Here is a 21,177-nt window from a genome sequence, read left to right as displayed (position 1 = left end):
GTCAAAATCTATGAAGTAATATCTGGTCTTTCCGCTGGCAGATACACGCTAAACGTAGCTCCATGTCCTAGCTGGCTTGTTGCTGTAATGGCCCCTCCGTGATTGGCAACTACTTTCTCGCTAATGGCTAAACCCACCCCTGTTCCGGCAAATTCATTTCTGCTATGCAATCGTTGGAAGACCTGAAAAATGCGATCCAGATATTTCTCGTCAAAGCCTACACCATTATCCATTACATCAATACGATGATATAAAACGGAAAACCGACCTGGTTTTACCGAAGGCGGCAAATCGCTGGCAGCTACCAATTGATAGCGAATCGCAATTTGTGGAATGGTTGGAGCACCCGACGAATTGACCCGACTAAATTTCAGAGCGTTACTGAGTAAATTCTGGAAAAGCTGACCCATTTGCGAAGGATCGCCCGAAACGTTGGGTAATGGATCGATTTGAATCTGAGCCCCCGTTTCGGTAATAACGAGCTCTAAATCAGTCAATACTGTATCGATGATCTCAGTAAGAGACAATATATTACTCGTATCGCGACGGGTTGAGATGCGTGAAAAATTGAGCAAATCTTTAATGAGCATCGACATCCGACTAGCCGCCGACTGCATCCGATTTACATAGCTTAATTGATCGCCAGTTGAATTGGCGTAATACGTTTTGAGCAGATCACCAAACTGCTGAATCTTGCGTAAGGGTTCCTGTAAGTCGTGGCTGGCTACGTAAGCGAATTTTTGTAGGTTTTCGTTCGACCGAATAAGTAAATCGGTCGATTCGGTCAACTCTTCATTGGTAGCACTCAGCTCTTCGTTGGTGGCAGTCAGTTCTTCGTTGGTAGCGGCCAACTCTTCTGTCCGTTCCTGTACCAGATTTTCCAGGGCGAGTTGTAACTCCCGTTCAAGGGTTACGTCCTGTACTGTGCCAGCTATACGAACCGGTTTTTTCGCGTCGTCAAAATAGGTTTGACCAAGTGCATGAATCACCTTGCGTTTTCCGGTTTTGGCATTTATAACAGAATATTCAGCTTCAAATTTCCCCTTAGAACCCAATTGTTGAGCCGCCTGAAAGGCGTTGGTAACCAGATTTCGATCCGTATCAACCACGCAGCTCATCATCTCTTGCCAGCTAGTATCTCTATTGTCAAGTCCAAGCAAGTTGCAGTAGCGCTGAGAAAGCTGGGTGGCCCCGGTTACCGTATCAATAGTCCAGGTACCCAATTCTGCTAATTCAATAGCTCCCCGAAGCGATGCCTCACTTTCGCGGAGTTGCTGCTGAATAAGCATCTCAGTAGTTACATCGATGGCCATGTTTAGGATGGCATATACCTCACCCTGGTCGTTAAAAATTGGCTGATAGGTGAAATTGAAGTAAAACGTTTGTAGTTGACCATCAATGACTAAATCGCAGCGATCAGCCGTAGCATGGTATGCTTTACCCGTGGTGTATACCTCGTCCAGAATTTTGATGAATGGCTGAGACTCCAGTTCAGGCAATAATTCGGCGAAGGTTTTCCCAATCACGTTTGGTCCCTTTCCCCAGAACTTGGTCATTGGTTCATTGACTTCCTCGATCACCAGTTCCCGGCCCACCAGCAGGCCAGTTGCTACAGGTGCCTGTGCAATAAGGGCGCGGAAACGGGCCTCGCTTTCTTCAACTTTTTTTCGGGCCAATACCTGTTGCGTAACATCGACGCTTACATCTAATACACCGTATACCTTTCCGTGTTCATCGAAGAGCGGAGTGAAGGTCACGTTAAAATAGTATGTCTTGTTTTTTTCGCCTTTAAATACCACTTCCACATCCGAAGCCTGAAATGGTTGGCCTGTGGTTAGTACGCCATCCAGCAACTGAAGAAAGTGCTGATCTTCCTGTAAGACGTCAGAAAAAACGCGTCGAAATGATTTTCCTTCTATATCCGGCCCTTTTCCAACCAGGTCAATAAACAATTGATTTGGGTTCTCAACGATGAGATCCGGACCGACAAATACACCAATCGCGGCTGGGGCTGAGGTTAAGATAGAACGGAGTTTTGTTTCATCCTCAATGAGTCGCTTGCGTTCAACGACTGCCTTTGTGGTTTCTATACAATTGACCAGCACACCAGCGGCTTCTCCTTGGTCGTTCAGCGCCAAACTATAGGCGAATGTCCAGTAGACATCCTCTAACCGCCCATTTCGATAGGCCGTAACGGGCGTATCCTGAAAGGTTACCGGCTCACCTGTAGTCAATACACGTTCTAGTAATGGGCCGACAAAATCCCAGCTTTCTGGCCATATTTCCCGCGCGGGCTTGCCTATCGCCGGATGTTTTGCCAAATTTAGGCTGGGCGTGAACGCATCATTATAGAAACAAATGTGATCAGATCCCCAAAGGACCAATGCTGGCAGGTGGGTATGAAGTATGTTACTGATGTTGGTCCGTAAGCTATAAGGCCAATCGCCAGGAGTACCCAGCGACGTTTTTGACCAGTCGTAGGATCGTATGAATTCCCCCATCTCTCCACCGCCCTGTAAAAATGGATAGGGATCTGGACTAACATCTGACATGACAAACGACTTGATACGATGTGGACAGTCTAGCCGCAGTAAAGCCTGCTATATGTATATCAGGAACAAATAATGGGAAGATAACCCCCTTGTTGTATAGACGGGAAAGTATAGCTATTAGTTGGAAAAACGATAGATGGCCAGTCATAGAAGTTGAATTACAAGACACCAGACAACATGTGCCTACTCGAAACGAAGTAACTTTCATGTAAACTAGTAGCCCGACTTAAAAGTTAGGCCAACTTTCATTTTTTGGTGACGATCATAACCGAAATTGGCTGCGAAACATCAACTATTTTTACATCATCTGATAAGTTTAGACTTCACGATAACCGATAAAAATCATTTAGATGATCTCATTAATCAACCTGGCCGATAAATTTGAAAGCTTCACGGAATATTGGCATCCGTATATAATTGGCGAACTGAACGGCCAATACGTCAAGATTGTCAAAGCGAAGGGCGCTCTTGTCTGGCATAGTCATGAGCATGAAGACGAACTGTTTCACATTCTCAAAGGGCGTTTTATTATGGATTTTCGGGATCATACTGTTGAGGCTGGCCCCGGCGAAATTCTGATTGTGCCCAGAGGAGTCGAGCACCGGCCACGAACGGGCGACGAAGAGGTCCATTTGATTCTATTTGAACCCAAAGCCACCAAACATACGGGCGATTTAGTACTCGATGTGACCGTGTCGGAACAGACCTGGATATGAGTATTTCGTTGCAATGAGGAGTTTATCCCGAGGGTTCGCTTATAGAGATTCAACCATCAAGTTTTATGTTCCTCAAAGTATCAATAGTTAGTTTTCTGGTGTGCGTGGCTCAGGGAGGTGTACAGGCACAAGCGCTTAATACATTATCGGCTCAGGAAAAGAAAGAGGGCTGGAAGCTCCTGTTTAATGGTAAAGACCTTACCGGATGGCATAAATATAACGGCAAAGGCACCCCGGCGTCGTGGAAAGTGGAACAGGGCGTATTGCACCTGGATGTTCCCCAAACGGCCACCGCTACTCCTCGCGATGCAGGTGATATAGCGACTGACGCTGTTTTTAAAGGTGATTTCGACTTTAAAGCCGAATTCAAAATCGAAAAATATACCAATAGCGGTTTCTTTTTCTTTGTCGAAGAATCACCTAAGAATGAGAAGATTTACACGACAGCTCTTGAGGTTCAGGTTGGTGATGACGCTCTGTACCAGAAAGCCGTAGAACATCCGCACAGTTCCGGCGATCTGTTTGGCATTGCCGACGTACGGATTCAGGAGCCGCAGCCGCTGGGAAGCTGGAACAAAATGGATGTTTCGCTGAAAAAGAATAAGTTGACCGTCACGATCAATGGGTTCATAGTTCAGGAACACGACGTTACCAGCGCTGATTGGAAAAAGCGCGTGGCTGCAAAAGCTCAAAAAGGCATACCCTTTGCCAACGGGAAGTTTACCGGACGAATTGGTTTACAGGACTGGAACACCAGTGTCTGGTTTCGAAATATTAAAATAAAGAACCTTTAATCTTAACTGGAAAATATGGAAAATCAGTCAACGCGTCGTCAGTTTTTAGGCACTACAGCTGCCCTCATATCGGGCATAGTTGTCAGCAACAGCAAAGTTTTTGGTATGCCTGTCCTGATTCGCAGTTTGGGCGACAAACCCAATTCAGTATTGAAAGGCGTACAGATTGGGACAATTACATACTCATTTCGAGATATGCCCGATCAAAGCGCCGAAGCTACCCTGCAATATGTGCTTGATAGTGGTATAAATGCCATTGAGTTGATGGGCGGCCCGGCCGAAACCTTTGCCGGTGCTCCGAAAAGCTCAGTCGATATGAAGGTGATGTTTCCGCTGATGAGAAAAAAACGCGAAAACCAGACGTTAACGGACGAAGAGCAGAAAACGCTAACGGAACTGGAGACGCAGCAGAAAGCCTATCGGCAGGAAATGGCTAAATGGAGAGCGTCGGCGTCGATGAGTAAGTTCGAACAGTTGAAGAAAATGTACAACCAGGCGGGTGTACAGATTTACGGCTTCAAGCCCGATGCCTTTGGTATGCAGAATTCCGATGCTGACATCAATTATGGTATGCAGGCCGCCAAAACGCTGGGGGCTAATCAGGTGACACTCGAACATCCAGCCAACGATGCACATACGCTGAAACTTGGTAAGATGGCTGAAAAACACGGCATTCGCGTCGGCTATCACGGCCATGAGCAGCAAACGCCAACGTTCTGGGATACGGCCCTGGCGCAATCGCCAGCCAACGCGATGAATTTCGATCTGGGCCACTACATAGCGGCTGGTCAGCCCGATCCGCTGGGATTGATCAAACAGAAACATACGCGAATTTCCAGTATGCACATCAAAGATCGTCAGACGGCGGATCATGGGAAAGGAAATCTTCCCTGGGGGCAAGGCGATACACCGCTGAGAGAGGTGCTGAAACTGATGAGCGAACAGAAATATACGTTCCCGGCTGCGGTCGAACTGGAATATAAAGTGCCCGAGGGATCGAATTCGGTGGCCGAGGTGAAAAAATGTGTCAATTTTTGCCGGAATATTTTAAGCTAATCGGCATAGGGCATGGGGGTAAGGTCAGAGGGTAAAACAGTCTTTACGATTACCCTCTGATCTTACCCCCATGCCCCATGCTATTTCCCAATTCTATGAAAAGACGAACGTTCGTAAAAGCTTCTCTTCTTACAAGTACTGTTACTAGCGCTATTGCCCCATTGAATCCAGCTAGAGCTGCTTCGGAGGCTCAGCAAAACGCAAATCCAGAGTTTTATGAACTGCGGATTTACAGCTTGAAAAACAATAAACAACGCAAGGCAGTCGAAGCCTATTGGCAACAGGCCGCCATCCCGGCCCTTAATCGACTGGGCAGCAAAAACATTGGTGTTTTTACCGAATATCTCCCGCAGGGATTTACCAAACTGGTTGTCGTAATTCCATTCAATTCACTGGACGATTATTTTAATACGCCCGATAAATTGGCTAAAGATGCTGACTATCAGCAGGCAGGTGCAGAATACTTAGCTGCCGAAGCGACTGCCCCCGCTTATGAACGTATTGAAAGTTCGTTGCTGAAGGCATTTACGCTCATGCCCAAACTGGAGGTGCCTGAAAAAAAGGCGCGTATTTTTGAGTTACGTCGCTACGAAAGCCATAATGAAACGGCTGGCCGAAAGAAGATTGAAATGTTCAATCAGGGGGGCGAAATCGCGATATTCAAACGGGTAGGATTAACGCCTGTGTTTTTTGGCGAAACGCTCATTGGCCCCATGCGACCTAATCTGACCTACATGCTGACCTTCGATAATATGGAGGAGCATGACCAGAACTGGAAAACCTTCGGTAGCGATCCGGAATGGAAAAAGATTAGTTCTGTACCTGAGTTTACGGATGCTCGTATTGTATCGAATATTACCCGGATGTTTCTGATCCCTACTACGTTTTCACAGGTATAGTAGTCCTGGTAAAAGGACGGGGCGAAGCTATTTATGAAGAAAAAGTCGTATAAAAAGTCTGATTTACCTGAAAAAATATGTCCTGTCTGCCAGCGCCCGTTTACGTGGAGGAAAAAGTGGGAAAACGTGTGGAATGAGGTAACTTATTGCTCCGAGCGTTGTCGTAGAGAGAAGCATTCCGGGCAACTAAAAAACAAGCAAATGCCCTGATTGACTCAGGAAGATTATCATAGAAGATGCTAGTTCAAACGTATCAACTCTCCGCTCAGTTGATACGTTTTTCCTTTTTCGGTCGTCAAACGAACCTGCTTATTCCCATAGCGTAACAGGCAAGGCTGCCCTGCTTTGGATGTTACCTCAACGCCACTTAACTGACCATTCTGCCAGCGAATATTGAGCACAAATCCGCCTTGGGCGCAGATGCCGTTGATGTAGCCGGTTGGCAAATCGGTCGGTAAGGCAGGGAGCAAATCAATCGTTTTCCCCTGACTTTGCAAGATCATTTCGCCAATGCCGCTGGCTCCGCCGAAGTTACCATCAATCTGAAAAGGCGGGTGCGCATCGAACAGATTGGGGTAGGAGCCACCACCCGTTGTGCCCTCGGGCGATATAGCAGGGCGGAAAAGCAACTTGAGCATAGTATAAGCATGATTCCCATCGTGGAAACGCGCCCAGAAATTGATTTTCCAGGCCAGACTCCAGCCTGTTCCTTCATCACCCCGTTCCAGCAGCGATTGACGGGCGGCTTTCATCAGGTCGGGAGTTTCATCCCACGTAATATCAGTGCCAGGGTGAACACCCCAGAGGTGTGATACGTGTCGATGCGTGTCTTTCGGATCGTCAACATCCTGAAGCCACTCCTGCAATTGGCCATGTTTACCAACCTGATTTGGTGCAATCTGGGTATACATCGTTTTTAAGGTGTCGCGAAACGCCCCGTCAGTAGCCAGTATTTCGCTGGCAACGACGCAGTTTTTGAACAGATCACGAATAAGCTGATGGTCCATCGTAGGGCCGGCGACAAGTCCGCCATGTTCGGGTGAGTTAGATGGCGTGCTGATGAGCCAACCCGTTTTTGAATCTTTCACCAGAAAATCCACGAAAAAGCGAGCTGCTTCCTTCATAGCTGGATACGCCCGATTTTTCAGAAAAGACAGATCCTGTGTGTAGCGGTAATGTTCCCAAAGGTGATGGGAAACCCAGGCAGCACCACTCACCCAGATGCCGTGATTCGACGCATTGATCGGAGCTGTACCGCGCCAGAGATCGGTGTTGTGATGCAGCACCCAACCACGTGCATTATAATGCGCTCGGGCCGTTTTTCTGCCCGCTACAACCATCTCGTCGATAGCGGTAAACATAGGTTCGTGACAGGCCGAAAGATTCAGCATTTCGGCAGGCCAGTAATTCATCTCTACATTGATGTTTGTCGTGTATTTACTGCCCCAGGGTGGCGTAAGTAAATCGTTCCAGATGCCCTGCAAGTTAGCGGGTTGGGTTCCCGGACGCGAACTGGAAATCAGTAAATACCGGCCGTACTGGACATATAAAGCTACCAGTGAGGGATCTGACGATTTCTCGAAACGCTGCAGTCGTTCATCTGTGGGGAGTTGTTCATTGGCTGAGTGCCCCAAATCAAGCGACAACGTATTAAAATAGGTCTGATAATCCTGCACGTGAGAGACCTTGATTGCATCAAACGTTTTGTCCTCTAGCGCCTGTAACGGCTGCTGACTCATCATCGCAGGGTCGGCAGATATGTCTTTATAGTTTTTGAAATTGGTACCTGCGGTCAGATACAGTGTTGCTTCATCAGCGTTAGTGATTACCAGTTTGTTATCCGCTACACGTATCTTCCCATTTTTCGTCTGGACACGGAGAAGACTTTCCCCTTTTAATGCCCCATTCTTCACCTGAACCGATAAGGCAATCGTTTGATTGTCAATTTTGCGAATCGAAAAGCCCTGGTGCGAACTAGTTAACGAAGATTGGAAACTAATTTTTCCGCGCTGGTTGGCCGTCAGATGAATAGCCATGACCTGAGACGGGGCACTGACCAGATACTCGCGGGTAAAGCTCACACCATTGGCCGAATACGTAACACGGGAAAGCGCGTTGGTCAGATCTAGTTCGCGTCGATAATTTGTTGCCTTTCCCTGATCTTTAAAGGTTAGCCAAAGATCGCCAAAAGGCTGGTAATCGGCCTGATAGCGTGGAAAAGCCGGGGGCGCATCATCCTGAATCCAGTATTTAAACGGGCGGCTAAGCGGAACGCCATCAGTCGATTTCTGACCAACTGGATAAACAACAAACGTTGGCTGACTGGTTTTCACGCCGATAAAACCGCCTTTATCGAACAGGTTGATAACCTGAATCGCCAATTGATTTTTGCCTGCCCGAAGCTTTGCTGCCGGAATTGTGTAGCGTCGGTTTTTAGCAATTCCTTCATCAGAGCCAATCAGCTCGCCGTTCAGATACGTAAAATCCTGATCGCGAATTCGGCCCATATCGAGTACGACGTCTTTTCCAATCCATTCTTTGGGCAGATCGAACGTGGTGCGAAACCAGACAGCCCCATCCAATCCTTCCAGCACCTCTTTTTCCCATCCATCAACGGTTGGAATCGGCATCGTTTTCCAGGTCTGATCGTTGAACGTAGCAGCAGCAGGATTCGCCTGGGTGTTGCTTAGATTCCGAACGCGGGCAAACCAATCAACTTTCTTTTGGGCATAGCCCTCCTCGTTACTCTGTCGACCCATGAATGTTTCCTGGGCCAACTTTTCGGCTTCGGCTTGTTTTCCATCGGCCAGCAACTGACGAATTTGCGGCAGGTATTGTGCTGCCCCTTCGCGTTGATACTCGCGCGGTCCACCCGTCCAGAGTGTTTCTTCATTGAACTGAATATGATCGCTTTCGAGGCCGCCGAACACCATTCCTCCCAATCGGCCATTGCCAATCGGCAACGCTTCTACCCACTGGCTGGCTGGTTGTTTATACCAGAGCGTAAAAGACTGTTTAGCTGGGGGCTGCGCACTAACACGCCAGGGTAGGAGAGTCGCTAAAAAACTAATGATACATAACAAGAATCTCATAGTAATTAAGGTAGCCAGGAGGAACCTCAAAATGACAATTAATTGATCTGAGAAAAAGCTAGTGAAAAGCGATATATAACCCCACCATTGTGATTACCAACGCAATCCAGGCGATCCGGACGGTTTGGGTTGGTTTGGCAATCGCATTTGTTTTAATCGTTTCGGGTGTATATACCGTTGGGTTTTTATCCAACAACGAAATTAGAATGGCCACCAGAAATAATGTGGCAAATATTGAGAACGAGAGCAACAGATAATGCGGCCAGAAAGAATACTGATCAGCAGGAAAGACCCATAAATAAAGCACACCGACGCTCAGACTGAACGCCGAACCGACTGACAGAATGGAATTTACGGCCGTTCGAGTGGTACGTTTCCAGAAAACCGTCAGCAGGAAAACGACGGAAAGGGGAGGAGCAATAAAGCCCAGTACCGATTGAAAAACATCAAATAAATTGAGCCCTTTTATACTATCGATAGCCAACACCATCAGAACCGCAAACAGGCAACCAGCTAGTACGGTCATGCGTCCAACGCGGATAATGTCTTGATTACTAGCCTTTGGATTAATTTTCTGCGCATATACGTCCATTGTAAATACGGTGCTCAGCGAATTCAACGACGAACCAAGCGTGCCGACTAACACCGCAATCAACACCACAATAACGAGTCCGTTCATACCCGGCGGGAACAGATTTGTTACCATTGTCATGTAGGCTTCGTCGGGATTCTTAAGATTTGGGAACAGGATGAAACACAGAATGCCCGGCAGAATAAATAACGGCAACGACAGGATTTTTAGCCAGCCAATAAAATTGACACCTAACTGTCCCTGTTCCAGATTTCGGGCACCCAACACGGATTGCACCATCGCTTGATCGGTACAGAAAAACGCAATAGCCGCCACCGGATAACCCAGCAGAATAGCGGGCCAGGGATATTTAGTGTCGCTGGCCGGATGAATCAGACTCCAATAGTTAGTCGGAGCTTTCTGAAAGACCGCTTCCAGTCCGCCAATTTTATTGATACCAATAACAGTAAGGGTTAGGGAGACACCAATCAGCAAAATCATCTGGAACACATTGACGCGGGCGATAGCTTTGAGCCCACCCGTATACGCAAACAATCCGGCAAATAATACCAGTACAATCACCGACTGCCACATCGGAATACCCAGAATCTGACGGACCAGAAAACCACCCGCAAACAAGCCTAACGAAAGCCACGAAATCAGGATTTTGATCAGTGCGTACCAGGCCAGAATGGTTTGGGTCGATTCACCGTAGCGTTTGCCCATAAATTCGGGCATGGTCATTACGTTGGCTGCCAGGTATTTGGGGGCAAATACAATGGCTAGCAAAAACAGGAAAACAAACGCATACCAATCGAAATTAATAGCTACAATTCCGGTGCTATAGCCAATACTCGCAAAGGCCAAAAGCATCGACGGGCCGACATTGGTCCCCCACATATTGAATCCAATGCTCGCCCAGCCCAACGACTTATTCGCCAGAAACAGCGTTTCGTCGGTCTGTCCTTTTTTCGGTCGACTGACCCGATAACCAATAATCGCCAGAATCACCAGATAGGCCAGCACAATGCCATAATCCAGCGGAGTTAAGCGGTCAGTGATTTTATTCATTGATTTTCAGGAATCAGAATGATAATCCATGCTCACTCAATACGTCCTGTACCTTCACAGGCTGACCAGTTTGCAGCGATTTGTCCATTGATTGAAGCAACGCTACTGTACCGATGCCTTCCCGAATATCCGGATACGCCGTTTGGCCGGTCTGGAGACAGGTAGCGAAATAATCGAGGTAGTTCTGGTACTCGCCCGCGTGATGGCTTTTTCCTTCAAACCGGAAATAGTGCTTCAGTTTGTGTTCCCAGGTCTGCACGATTTCTTCGCCCGTATTGGTTGTGATGGCGTAACGTAAATCCATATAATCGGCCTGGCTGCAGCCTTCTGTACCACGCAGAATACAACTCATTTCGGAATCTCTTACAACGGGTTGAACAGGACCTGTGTAGGCACCACTCACGCGGGCAATTCGCCCGTCGGTGGCTTTGAAAATGAAATGCATCGTATCCGCATTTTTCAGGCCGCCTTTCCGCCCGTTGGAACTAAGCATTCCGTAGCCCATCACTTCCTCAATATTGGGTAGATACCAGCGGATAAAATCGACAGGGTGGCTAAGTCCGCCATAAAGCCATTTGAACGCATTTTCCAGCGACCATCCTTTCGCCAGAAACCAGCGATGGTCGGCGTGGTAATAGCCTTCGATAGTAATTAATTCGCCGATGAGACCAGCTTCATAATCGGCCCTCTGCTTTTTCATCGGCTCGAAAAAGCGGGAACTCTGGCCCACAAACACTTTTTTGCCTGTTTTTTCGCTCACCTCAATCAACTCCTTCGCTTTCGATAAATCATCGATAAACGGCTTTGTGCAAACCACGTGTTTGCCATGGAGCATGGCCAGTTTGGTATGCTCTGCATGAAGGTGATCGGGGGTGTAAATCGCGATAACATCAATTGTTGGGTCATCGAGTAAGTCCTGGTAACTGGTTGTATAGTTCTGGAAATCAAATTCTTTGGCTCGTTGCTGACACAATTCCAGTTTCTGATCGCAAATTTTGACCAGCTCATAGTTCGGACTCGACAATGCCGCCGACATCGTACTACGTCCTTCGCCTAATCCTAAAATACCTAATCGTAACATTGGTTTTGTTTCTTATTTTATTCCTTTCAACTCCACCCAAACCTCGCCTGGTTTTGTGCCTGGAATCCCTTCCTGGTACTTCTTCATGCGCGTATTCCATTCATCGACGCGGGGGTTGTTTTCGGTTGTTTTTGGGTTGAGTTTGTCTAAATGTTCGCCTTTCGGAATGCTGATCACCAGCATCAACTGCCGTCCGTTTCGGTACAAAAGCAATTGTTGAAAGTGCGCATTACAAAAGCCGTTCGACACTTCCGGCCATTTCTCAAACTGCGTAGCGTGATAGTCCAGATATTCCTGCTGGAGCTTGGGGTCGGCGGCCAGATTGGCTGTCAAAATTGTATGACTCCACTCGCCTGCGACTGGTCCGGTAGCGCACCGATTCCGATTGAATTCGTAAAACAGGTCGTAGTAGGTTTTGACGTTGGCCGTTGGAAAGGCAGATTTCAGTCGTTCGCCCAGCACAAAAACGTCTTGCACTTTATCGAAAATGACGAAATGATTTTGCCACTGAAACAGCGCTTCCGGGCGAACTTTATTTTGCGCCATTACTTTCTTTATCTGCTCACTATCAATCGATTGTCCCTTCGGGACAGTTAGTTCGACGATAACCGGACTTTCTTTATTGATACGCCACAAATGGTCAGCGGCCGATTTCTCCTGAAGCAAATGCCGATACGCTGGTTGCAGTCCCGCTTTGATTCGAATGCTATCCGCAACGTGTGGGCCATTGTTTGTCCAGATATTATTCGGACCATTCGCGTTTTGCAGGTATTTTTCGGAAGGCGTCCAGTTGTCTTTTATTGTGAAATACGACGAGCCTTCGTCGGTGTATAAATAAAACCAGTGGGCGGGTAAGTGGGCGTAAGGAGCTTTGTAAACGCTATCGATGGTGTTCTCGGCGATGATTGAACCAGGTTGCGCGGAAAGGGTATATATGGCCGCTGCGTCATACATGTGTTTGGCGTAGTGATGAATCCGATTGCCTACTATCCGGTTGTTTCGCATAGCATTGATGGTACGTGTCCAGCCCCAGCCCAGGCTAATCCCGCTGTAGCCTACTTCGCCAATGTCATTATGCTCGATCGTAATGCCTCTGACGTTTCCCGCGCCAATACCAACACTGCCCCAATCTTCGTTCGTTACGTTCGTAATCAGGTTGTTACTGATTGTTAAATTGGTGCAGATTTCCCGCTGATCGGCCGGATTATAGGGCAAGTGAATTTCGGTAGCTTCATCTGCGTAAACGCCGGCCTGTATGCCCGTTCCGCCAATGTCCTTAAACAGATTTCCTTGAATAAGATTGTCCTGAACGCCTTTGTGATAATCCAGACCGGTAGCCGCCAGATGCTCAAATCGACAGGTTTCAACAGTCGTATGATTGGCAAAATTTACTGCCAAAGCCGCAGCCGGACGACCTATCCAGGCCTGATTTTCCAGCGATTTTTTGTCGGGTGTTCCGGGTATTTTCAGCTTGTAGGCATCCAGCATGTACAGTCCGGCCTGATGCGGTACTTGCCCCTGTTGCGATGGTCGCAGCCAGCCTGTGTGCTGAAACGAAATGCCTTTGATCAATATGTTCGATACCGGATGATCAATTGTTCCGGTGATATGTACCAATGTTTCGAGAATGGGTGCGATTACTTGTGCCGTTTCAAGATTTTCGGCCGGCCGTGGGATGTAGTAGAGCCTTTCGGTTTTGGTATCCAGAAACCATTCGCCGGGTTGGTTTAAAAATTGGATGGCATTGGTTAGATAAAACGCTGAATTACCCGTTTCTTTCGAAAACCAGGGAGCAGGCCACGGATGTTCAGACTGAATACGACTTTCGGGTTGATGAAACCATAGTTTCGCGCTATCACCTTGTACATCCATTTGTTTGATACGGAGATTGGCAATGGCCCACCACTGATGAATAGTCATTTCCAGCCCATCGGCTTTGGATAGATCACCGAAGGCAGGTGCCGGAATCCAGCAGGTTTGTTCCTGTTTATTCCACGACAGAATCCGGTTCATCAACGGATAGGGTGTGTCTTTGGCTCGTGTTGCCTTTTCGCCATTGACCCACAACTGCCGGAACTCCACCAATCGCCCACCAACTTTCGGTGCGTCGGCAACCCAGACTTTTCCAAGCGCATCCCTTGGTAAGCCTGCTACCGTCCCTTTCAGCTTTTGCCACTTTTTAATCAGTATACCACCACTCAAAACGGGCTTTTCGTTCGGAGCCGCTTCAATAACTGTTGGACTTGTAGGCGTTCCCGAATCTTCCGGACGAATAAATACAGCTTCGTTTAGTGCATACAGACCGTTTCGTAGATAAATATGCGCCCCCTGTGAAATAGTCGGGTCATTCAATCGACGCAGTTCCCGAACCTTCCGAACCGCCAGTTGCAGGCTGGCCAGCGGTTTATCCTTTGTCCCCACGTTTGCATCCGATCCATCTGGTGATACCCAGATTTCAGCCTGCGCGAAAAGGAGCGAGGGAAGGAGAAAGGCGAGTACTAATAAAGCAGACAGTCGTTGCATGATCTGTGGTGTCGGGTTCCTAAACCCGACATTTCATTTTCCCGAAAAGTTAAAATACAAGGTCATTTCGATAGCGCGGGCGGGTTCTTTTTCGTAATCGTAAAAAGCGTACTTCTGACCCATTGGGCCGGTGGTTTCGGCCCGTTGCGTTTTGGTGCCAATACTGCTGATACCCTGCATAAACGAAAGATCACCCGATGGGAAAATGGGTTCGTAATTATGCCACTGATCTGTTTTCCAGGCGGGTGTAAAGAGTCGGAAAAACACATCTTCGTTCTCTGTAGCTACTGTAAAGGGCTGGCTTGATGTTTCAAATCTGCACCAGTATAGATTAGCATGATACCCTTTGAATTCGGGGTAAACCAGTGGTTGCTCACCGGTTTCGGTGTTGTTATACGCTTTGTGCCAGACGCCCAGCGTGCCGCCTTTCATTCGGTTTTTCCAGACCCGATACGGCCCTTTTCCTCGCCATGTAACAGCCTTCATTTCAGTTTCGGGGAATGAAAAATTGACGCCGTTCATAAACGTAAAATAGGCATCCGGAAAATAGCGTACCCTCATCTTTACCCAACCCGACGGATAAATAGTCCACTGCAATGTATTGTAGGCCGTTTTTCGATCGAATGTCGATTCGATGATAAGGGCTTTCCCGTCGGTATGGTGGGTGAAGTTTTTGAAATTGGTAACAGCTTCCTGCAAAATTGGGCCGTTTGTAAGCGGAATCACTCCCGCAGAATTGGCGACCTGATGTAGTGCACCATTCCGTTTATTAAAATCGAGCCGGATGCCAGCTGCCGCAACGGTATACAGTGAGTCTGTTTCCGTTAAGGATATATTACCCGCGCCCTCTGTTTTGACCAGTGACGAAACTGCCTGATCGGGTAACGAAATCGGAAAACTCCAGGTAAATAACGTTCGCTTGAACGGATCGGTAGCTGTCAGATATAGGATGTCATACGCTTTCCAGTCTGTAGGAAGTGTTGCTTTAAGTGATCCTTTTTCAAACGGTTTCAGGCTTGGAGAGGTAACGGAAAACTTTTTTTCTACTGCCTTAACCGGGTCGTTTGGCCCAGAGACTTTCACCAGTTTCCCGGTAAATAAGCACTGCGACGTATTGGTGAAATGGTAATGATTTTCAATCTGGAATGTACCATCGAATGTGGAGGTAATCTCCCGGCGTTCCACCCTGATCGGCGACCATACTTCTTTGATGGTAAAGAAACTGCCCTCTTTTTCTCGGTATGGTCCTACAATGCCATCAGCCCCGCGATTTTTGTCCGTATCGAGCAGTCCTTTGCCATTCTTTACATCGGTACGTACGATACCCTGATCGGCAAAATCCCATAAAAATCCACCGGCTGCCAGTGGATCATGCCACATTGCTTCCCAATAATCCTCTAAACCCGCTCCATGACCGCCATCGTACATACCGTGCAGAAACTCAGTGGGTAGCGTAATGGAATGGCCCTGGTTGTAATTGCCAATGCCGTAATTATATTCCCGATAATGCTGGGTATCAAAGCCGTTGAAATCTTCCCAGGCATGAAGCACGTGACGTTTCTGGATATCCTCGTTGCCAAAGAGCGCGTCTAATTCACGATTATGACCACCTTCGTTGCCGTTGATCCAGAGAATGACCGACGGATGATTGACGTCGTGCGTAATGAGTTCATGCAGGAGTTTGGTGCCCGTTTGGGTATCGTAGTGACCGTGCCAGCCCGCTAGTTCATCGAACACAAATAAGCCTAGTGAATCGCAGACATCCAGAAAATGATCGTCGGGCGGGTAGTGCGACATTCTGACGGCATTCATGTTCATGTCTTTCATCAGATTCACATCCAGAATGCTCACCTTTTTACTCAATGCCCGACCCGATTCCGGCCAGAACGAATGCCGGTTCACGCCCTTCAGCTTGATTTTGGTTCCATTCACGTAAATGCCATCCCGCTGCTTTATTTCCACCGTTCGAAAGCCAAACGTTTTTCTCACGATGTGAATGGTCTTTCCAGCCTGCTGTAGTTTGAATTCAACGTTGTAGCGATTAGGTGTTTCGGAAGTCCACAAACTAGGCTTCGGAATCGTTTTTGATAACGTAACGAGTGAATTGCCAGATTGAGTTTTTGCCGTAAACGGCGTTCCCACTTTCTGCCCGGACAATGTGTAGATCTGGGCTGATATGTCGCTGGCTTTACTGCTTGTTGCTACTTGTAATTGCGCTGTAAATGAGCCGTTTGCCTTAGCATCAATTGCTATGTGTTCGATATGTTCGGCCGGGAGAATTTCGAGATAAACTGGCCGAAAAATGCCGCCGAAAATCCAGAAATCGCCTTTTCGTTCGGCTTCATTTACCGATGCATTAGCCGAGTGTTTTGAAACGGTCGCTTCCAGTAAATTGGAGCTTCCATACTGAATCAAATTCGTTACATCATATTTGAACGCGTAGTATGCGCCCTGATGAATAGCGCCCGCCGATTTACCATTGATTTTTACGTCGGTGTCAGTCATAACACCCTCAAAAACAAGGTTCAGGCGTTTGCCTTTCCATGAGGCTGGCGCCTGAAATTCGTATTTATATAAGCCTTGTTCCTCGCCCTTTGCACTGTCTTTAGCAAAACCATAATTGTACTTGCCGAACCCCTGCAACTCCCAGTTCGACGGTACGGGTATCGTCGTCCATTTCCCCGAGTTCTGTCCGGCGGTGCAGTAAAATTGCCAATTTACGGTACGATCGTTCCCTGTTCCCGACAGGTAGCGTCGTTCGGTCTGCTGAGCTAGAGCAAAGTAGGGTTGAGAGAGTAGAAAAATGATTAAGAGTTTACGTTTCATTCTGATGTTCATATGCAGCTTCTCCGAGGTCTGTGTCCTCACAGACCATTGTACCGGAGGTTGTGTTGGCTGACGCATAAGTGGCCTGTGAGGACACAGGCCAGGGAATTGAACTGACAAAATCACTTCAACAAGCCCGTCAAAATCTTCTTTTTTACATTGAAAATGGTACCATGTTTATGACCTTCGGGGATTGAGATTTCAGACTTTACACCCGTAAAAGTTTTAAAATCGCGCGTCCTGACGGCATCGTACGTTTTATCCTGATATGAGTCGAAGTAAATCAGCCAGTCGCTGCCAACTTTAGCGACGGATGGTCCTTCGGTAAATTTCTTCGTGAAGGGTGCCGAAACGTTGGTATACGGTCCAGTTGCGTTCGTACCAAAAGCTACCTTGATGTTCCGTTCCGGGCGAGTGTTGTCTTTCAGAACAAGCACATAATCAGCAGGTTTTCGTTTGACAATGACAGCGTCGATGACACTGAATTTTGGATCAAGGAAGAGTTTGGTGGGGGAGAACGTCGTGAAGTCTTTTGTCGTCGTGAAATACATCCGGTGGTTATTTTTCTCTTCTTCGACACCGCGCTCGAATCGACCCGGAATGGTTGAGGCCCAGGTAATTACAAACTGATCGGCTTCGTCGTCGTAAAATAATTCGGGAGCCCACACATTTACGGTTGTCGGTTCGTGTTCCATCACCGGAATAAATCGTTCTTCCGACCAGTGAATCAGGTCGTTGGAACGGGCATAACCAAATCCTTTATCATCTTTCCAGCTACTGGTCCAGACCAAATGAAAGGTACCGTCTTTCCCCTGCGCAATTGATGGATCACGCATCACCTTCTGAGTACCGATTTCAGGTTTCAGAAACGTACGATTCAGGTCTGTCCATTTACAGCCATCATAGCTGTAGAGCATCCGTAACCCCTCATTCGCCGGCTCATGAAATGACGTGAACATATAAACCGACTTCGAACAGGAACTGAGCGTAATCAGGAGGATAAATACAAAGCACTCCACCCTAAATCCCTCTTTCGAAAAAATGGACATTAAAAGTCTGATAGTGAAGCCTTTCCTAACAGGGGAGGGGCTGGGGTGGGGTTTAACATCTGCGTTCATTTCTTCTGAATGACTAATACCCAATCGTTCCCGTTTCTGGGCTCTGCGGGTGGATTGAATTCCTGTATGCCTGTGTTTGGTATATCGCCAATGGCGGTCGTTTTTCCATCGCGCGGACTGAACCAGGAAGCTGTTACGGTTTCGCCTGGAATCTTGCCCATGTTCAGTTTGACATTCCGGCCAGTGTAGGTGTAAATCATTGCATAATCAGGACCTCTGCTGGCTATCAGATAATCGTAGCGAATCCCTTGATTTGCAATGAGAGTCTGGTCGGGAACGCGCTCGAAAAAGGAGTGGTTGAGCAGCAAGGTTTTCAGATGAATCATCTGCCCGGCTCCTGGTGCATTAAGGGCTGTTTTCCAATCATCAATGGCACCGAACGAACTTTTCTTATCGCCTTTTTTATAAAACTGCATGATCGAATTATGCCCATAGGCATAGCCAAACGCCCCCGCCAGCACCGACCAATACCCGTACCGACGCACATCATCTGCCGTCCAGCGAGGGTCTTTGGGGTTGTGTAGTCCGTATGGAATCTGCTCGTAGGAAGGTTCTCCGTCTATAACGGGTTTAGTTGGTTTCTGCGCTAAATCAGCCTGTATATATCGCCAGTTGTCTTCGCCGTAATGCCAGCGATCTTTAGCCGAGGTATCCTGTGCATACGATTTATGACCCGACTGTACCATATTGAAATCCAGCCAATTCTCATGATGGAACCACTCCGACGATGAAGCCCTTCCGCGCGGATGGAACGTAATCAGGTGCGTAGAATCAAGTTGGTTGATTGTGCGGCCAATGGTTTTCCAAACTTCCAGCGAATCGCTGCCTTTAATGTCGCCACCATCCAGCCAGATAATATTCGGCCGATTTTTGTAGCGATTGGCGATAAAATCGGCGTAAGCTTTGGCTCGTTCCGGATTGACGCGTTTGCTTTTGATGTTGTTGCCCCAAAGCGGTACCAGCGCCATATAAATACCTTTTTCTGCCGCTTTGTCGACCACAAAATCGACATGGTCCCAGAAATCATACTGAGTTGAGTCACTGAACGAAGCGCCCTCTGTAATCCTTGGCGTCGCAATGTTTTTATTGGTCAGAGCTGAATCGCCATACACGTTGGTGGCGCCTAGTGTATGTAGTACCATTACCTGAATTACGTTGAACCCTTTTTGCTTCCGATTCTCCAGATAGGTTTCGGTTTCCTCGCGGGTAAGTTTGGTAAAGAGTAGCCAGCCTGTATCGCCCAGCCAGAAAAATGGCTTGTTATCGCCAACTGACAGAAAGCGACTATTTTCAGAAATTTTCAGTTGGTTTGGATTAGTTTCGACTGCTTTCTCTTTCGTGGCACAAGCCCACAGAACAATAGATACTAAGGCAGGCAGTAGGATTCGATTTACGGTACAGATTCGCATGTACAAAGAATGCGTTTTTTCGGAGCGATTCTGTGTATGATTTTTTCGTCGGTCTGTATGATTTTATCAATCTCCCGGAATCGCAGATTCCTACTAATCTATTGCAACCACGACCATCGTTTAGCCCAGTCCAATAAGGCTGCATTGCGCCATTTAAACACGGTTTTGCCGCCCTGCTGGATGCCATTAAAAAGCGCAGGATCGCGCCGGTCGGTGTACCAGTTGGGGCCAAGGATATAATCATCAGCCTCCCGTTTGCCCGGCCAATTCGTATTGACCACGAATTGGCCGCTTTGCTGTGGGAAACCAGCAATGGGCGAACTAAGTGTATAAGATAGCGTTTCGGTCTGTTTAGGAATGTACAGGATCGTATAATTACCGTTGCCCAGGTAGTAGCCCGGCCAGGTTTGTACGCCGATCCCGGCTTTAACTGACATCGTAAAACAAACTGAATCCGCTGGAATATTGACTACAGGTCCCTTGAAACGGAATTCCATAATCGAATAGACACGTACCGTATCGGAAAGGGTGGTATTACGCTGGAAAATATGGCGTGGGCTATGCGTAAATTTTTCAAAACTACCTCCCCAACTTTCTCTGGTGGGATCGTTGGGGTCGCCATCCATCATATACAGTAGCGACGGTGTATCACCCATCTTGACATTTCCCTGGTAATATTTCTTAAAATCCTTGCCCAGATGGCTGGTTGCGCGGATGTATCGGTCGTAGTAGTTGTGCGTATTGAGGCTATCCGGGACACCTGTGTTGGAAAAGAAACCTGTGTAGGAACCGTTGGCTTCGATGAACCACAGGTTCGGAAAATTCTTCACGATATAGGCATAGCTGTTGGCACTCCATTTTTTGTTTGGACCACCAATCCAGTAAACCTTGATCTTATTTTGAATCGACGGCGCATCGTGCAGTGCCTGGGCTACATCTTCCAGACCACCCCAAACTAACACCCAAAGCGGTTGTTTACCAGGCTTTTGTGCGCATTTAATAATCCAGTTTGACCCTTCAGTAGCCGTCGCATACCCTTTAAAAGGCGCCAACCCCTGTCGACCCTGTTTGCACACGGCGCGTAATGCATCGGGTGATGGGTAGTTACTGATGTGCTGGCTTAGTTTGGGGAGATCTTTTTCGTAAAGATCAATCATGTCCAGCATTTGCTGTTTCGTACCCTTACCATACGAAGGGGATGAAATAAGCCCCTCGGTTTCGAACAAGTTGCTGTACATCAGGAAATGGGCCATGGACTGATTATCATCCGGGTCGGTGCCGCCAATGTCGGTACTGATGAGTATGCGAGGTTTTACCGGTACGGGCTTCTGGGCCAACAGCATCAATGGAAACAGTGTCAACACGTATAATAAAACCACCTGCTGCATAGTTGATTTTTCCATAAATAGTCGTTGCCAATGGGCAATTTAGTACTTGTTCAGTTTGAGCGATAACCAGTGTTGGTATCA

Annotated in this window: 14 protein-coding genes; 5 read left to right on the top strand and 9 right to left on the bottom strand. The window is 47.5% G+C overall.

Annotated features, from left to right (window positions below; all coding sequences use genetic code 11):
* Positions 1-8: 8 nt before the first annotated feature.
* Positions 9-2,552 (bottom strand): PAS domain-containing protein, encoded by a 2,544-nt coding sequence (locus ACYVE4_RS09915; RefSeq protein WP_461039485.1) that lies wholly within the window; start codon positions 2,550-2,552, stop codon positions 9-11.
* A 350-nt stretch (positions 2,553-2,902) separates the two neighbouring features.
* Here ACYVE4_RS09915 and ACYVE4_RS09910 point away from each other — a divergent pair, with 350 nt between their 5' ends.
* The 5 genes from ACYVE4_RS09910 (at position 2,903) to ACYVE4_RS09890 (ending at position 6,227) form a co-directional block, all read left to right on the top strand.
* On the top strand, positions 2,903-3,268 hold the full coding sequence (locus tag ACYVE4_RS09910; RefSeq protein WP_461039483.1) for a cupin domain-containing protein: 366 nt from the start codon (positions 2,903-2,905) through the stop codon (positions 3,266-3,268).
* Between the two features lie 65 nt (positions 3,269-3,333).
* On the top strand, positions 3,334-4,062 hold the full coding sequence (locus ACYVE4_RS09905) for a 3-keto-disaccharide hydrolase (protein ID WP_461039481.1): 729 nt from the start codon (positions 3,334-3,336) through the stop codon (positions 4,060-4,062).
* A gap of 15 nt (positions 4,063-4,077) precedes the next feature.
* Complete coding sequence (locus tag ACYVE4_RS09900; RefSeq protein ID WP_461039480.1) at positions 4,078-5,118, top strand: sugar phosphate isomerase/epimerase family protein; 1,041 nt, start codon at positions 4,078-4,080, stop codon at positions 5,116-5,118.
* Positions 5,119-5,213: 95 nt separating this feature from the next.
* Positions 5,214-6,017 (top strand): NIPSNAP family protein, encoded by an 804-nt coding sequence (locus ACYVE4_RS09895; RefSeq protein WP_461039478.1) that lies wholly within the window; start codon positions 5,214-5,216, stop codon positions 6,015-6,017.
* 33 nt (positions 6,018-6,050) lie between these two features.
* Positions 6,051-6,227, top strand: coding sequence for a DUF2256 domain-containing protein (locus ACYVE4_RS09890; RefSeq protein ID WP_461039476.1), 177 nt, complete (start codon positions 6,051-6,053; stop codon positions 6,225-6,227).
* A 29-nt stretch (positions 6,228-6,256) separates the two neighbouring features.
* On the opposite strand, the gene ACYVE4_RS09885 is transcribed toward ACYVE4_RS09890, so the two are convergent.
* The 8 genes from ACYVE4_RS09885 to ACYVE4_RS09850 form a co-directional block, all read right to left on the bottom strand.
* Complete coding sequence (locus ACYVE4_RS09885; protein WP_461039474.1) at positions 6,257-9,109, bottom strand: glycoside hydrolase family 95 protein; 2,853 nt, start codon at positions 9,107-9,109, stop codon at positions 6,257-6,259.
* A gap of 58 nt (positions 9,110-9,167) precedes the next feature.
* Positions 9,168-10,751 (bottom strand): sodium:solute symporter family transporter, encoded by a 1,584-nt coding sequence (locus ACYVE4_RS09880; RefSeq protein WP_461039473.1) that lies wholly within the window; start codon positions 10,749-10,751, stop codon positions 9,168-9,170.
* 13 nt (positions 10,752-10,764) lie between these two features.
* The gene (locus tag ACYVE4_RS09875) at positions 10,765-11,832 is read right to left on the bottom strand and encodes a Gfo/Idh/MocA family protein (protein WP_461039472.1); all 1,068 of its coding nucleotides are present in this window, start codon (positions 11,830-11,832) and stop codon (positions 10,765-10,767) included.
* Positions 11,833-11,844: 12 nt separating this feature from the next.
* On the bottom strand, positions 11,845-14,355 hold the full coding sequence (locus tag ACYVE4_RS09870; protein ID WP_461039471.1) for an L-rhamnose mutarotase: 2,511 nt from the start codon (positions 14,353-14,355) through the stop codon (positions 11,845-11,847).
* 33 nt (positions 14,356-14,388) lie between these two features.
* The gene (locus tag ACYVE4_RS09865; protein ID WP_461039470.1) at positions 14,389-17,181 is read right to left on the bottom strand and encodes a glycoside hydrolase family 2 protein; all 2,793 of its coding nucleotides are present in this window, start codon (positions 17,179-17,181) and stop codon (positions 14,389-14,391) included.
* 122 nt (positions 17,182-17,303) lie between these two features.
* Positions 17,304-18,230, bottom strand: coding sequence for a glycoside hydrolase family 43 protein (locus tag ACYVE4_RS09860; protein ID WP_461039469.1), 927 nt, complete (start codon positions 18,228-18,230; stop codon positions 17,304-17,306).
* 65 nt (positions 18,231-18,295) lie between these two features.
* A complete protein-coding gene (locus ACYVE4_RS09855; protein ID WP_461039467.1) occupies positions 18,296-19,708 on the bottom strand; it encodes a glycoside hydrolase family 140 protein in 1,413 nt (470 codons plus the stop codon).
* 98 nt (positions 19,709-19,806) lie between these two features.
* Entirely contained in the window at positions 19,807-21,111 is a 1,305-nt protein-coding gene (locus tag ACYVE4_RS09850) for a nucleoside hydrolase-like domain-containing protein (protein ID WP_461039465.1), read from the bottom strand.
* Positions 21,112-21,177: the final 66 nt, after the last annotated feature.

Source organism: Spirosoma harenae (assembly GCF_054776975.1).
Note: the sequence above shows the minus strand (reverse complement) of the source record. Positions and strands in the feature narration are given on the sequence as shown.

Bases quoted from the DNA above. Each gene is read 5' to 3' on its own strand.
- ACYVE4_RS09915 (WP_461039485.1), bottom strand. From the start codon at position 2,552: ATGTCAGATGTTAGTCCAGATCCCTATCCATTTTTACAGGGCGGTGGA.
- ACYVE4_RS09910 (WP_461039483.1), top strand. From the start codon at position 2,903: ATGATCTCATTAATCAACCTGGCCGATAAATTTGAAAGCTTCACGGAA.
- ACYVE4_RS09905 (WP_461039481.1), top strand. From the start codon at position 3,334: ATGTTCCTCAAAGTATCAATAGTTAGTTTTCTGGTGTGCGTGGCTCAG.
- ACYVE4_RS09900 (WP_461039480.1), top strand. From the start codon at position 4,078: ATGGAAAATCAGTCAACGCGTCGTCAGTTTTTAGGCACTACAGCTGCC.
- ACYVE4_RS09895 (WP_461039478.1), top strand. From the start codon at position 5,214: ATGAAAAGACGAACGTTCGTAAAAGCTTCTCTTCTTACAAGTACTGTT.
- ACYVE4_RS09890 (WP_461039476.1), top strand. From the start codon at position 6,051: ATGAAGAAAAAGTCGTATAAAAAGTCTGATTTACCTGAAAAAATATGT.
- ACYVE4_RS09885 (WP_461039474.1), bottom strand. From the start codon at position 9,109: ATGAGATTCTTGTTATGTATCATTAGTTTTTTAGCGACTCTCCTACCC.
- ACYVE4_RS09880 (WP_461039473.1), bottom strand. From the start codon at position 10,751: ATGAATAAAATCACTGACCGCTTAACTCCGCTGGATTATGGCATTGTG.
- ACYVE4_RS09875 (WP_461039472.1), bottom strand. From the start codon at position 11,832: ATGTTACGATTAGGTATTTTAGGATTAGGCGAAGGACGTAGTACGATG.
- ACYVE4_RS09870 (WP_461039471.1), bottom strand. From the start codon at position 14,355: ATGCAACGACTGTCTGCTTTATTAGTACTCGCCTTTCTCCTTCCCTCG.
- ACYVE4_RS09865 (WP_461039470.1), bottom strand. From the start codon at position 17,181: ATGAAACGTAAACTCTTAATCATTTTTCTACTCTCTCAACCCTACTTT.
- ACYVE4_RS09860 (WP_461039469.1), bottom strand. From the start codon at position 18,230: ATGTCCATTTTTTCGAAAGAGGGATTTAGGGTGGAGTGCTTTGTATTT.
- ACYVE4_RS09855 (WP_461039467.1), bottom strand. From the start codon at position 19,708: ATGCGAATCTGTACCGTAAATCGAATCCTACTGCCTGCCTTAGTATCT.
- ACYVE4_RS09850 (WP_461039465.1), bottom strand. From the start codon at position 21,111: ATGGAAAAATCAACTATGCAGCAGGTGGTTTTATTATACGTGTTGACA.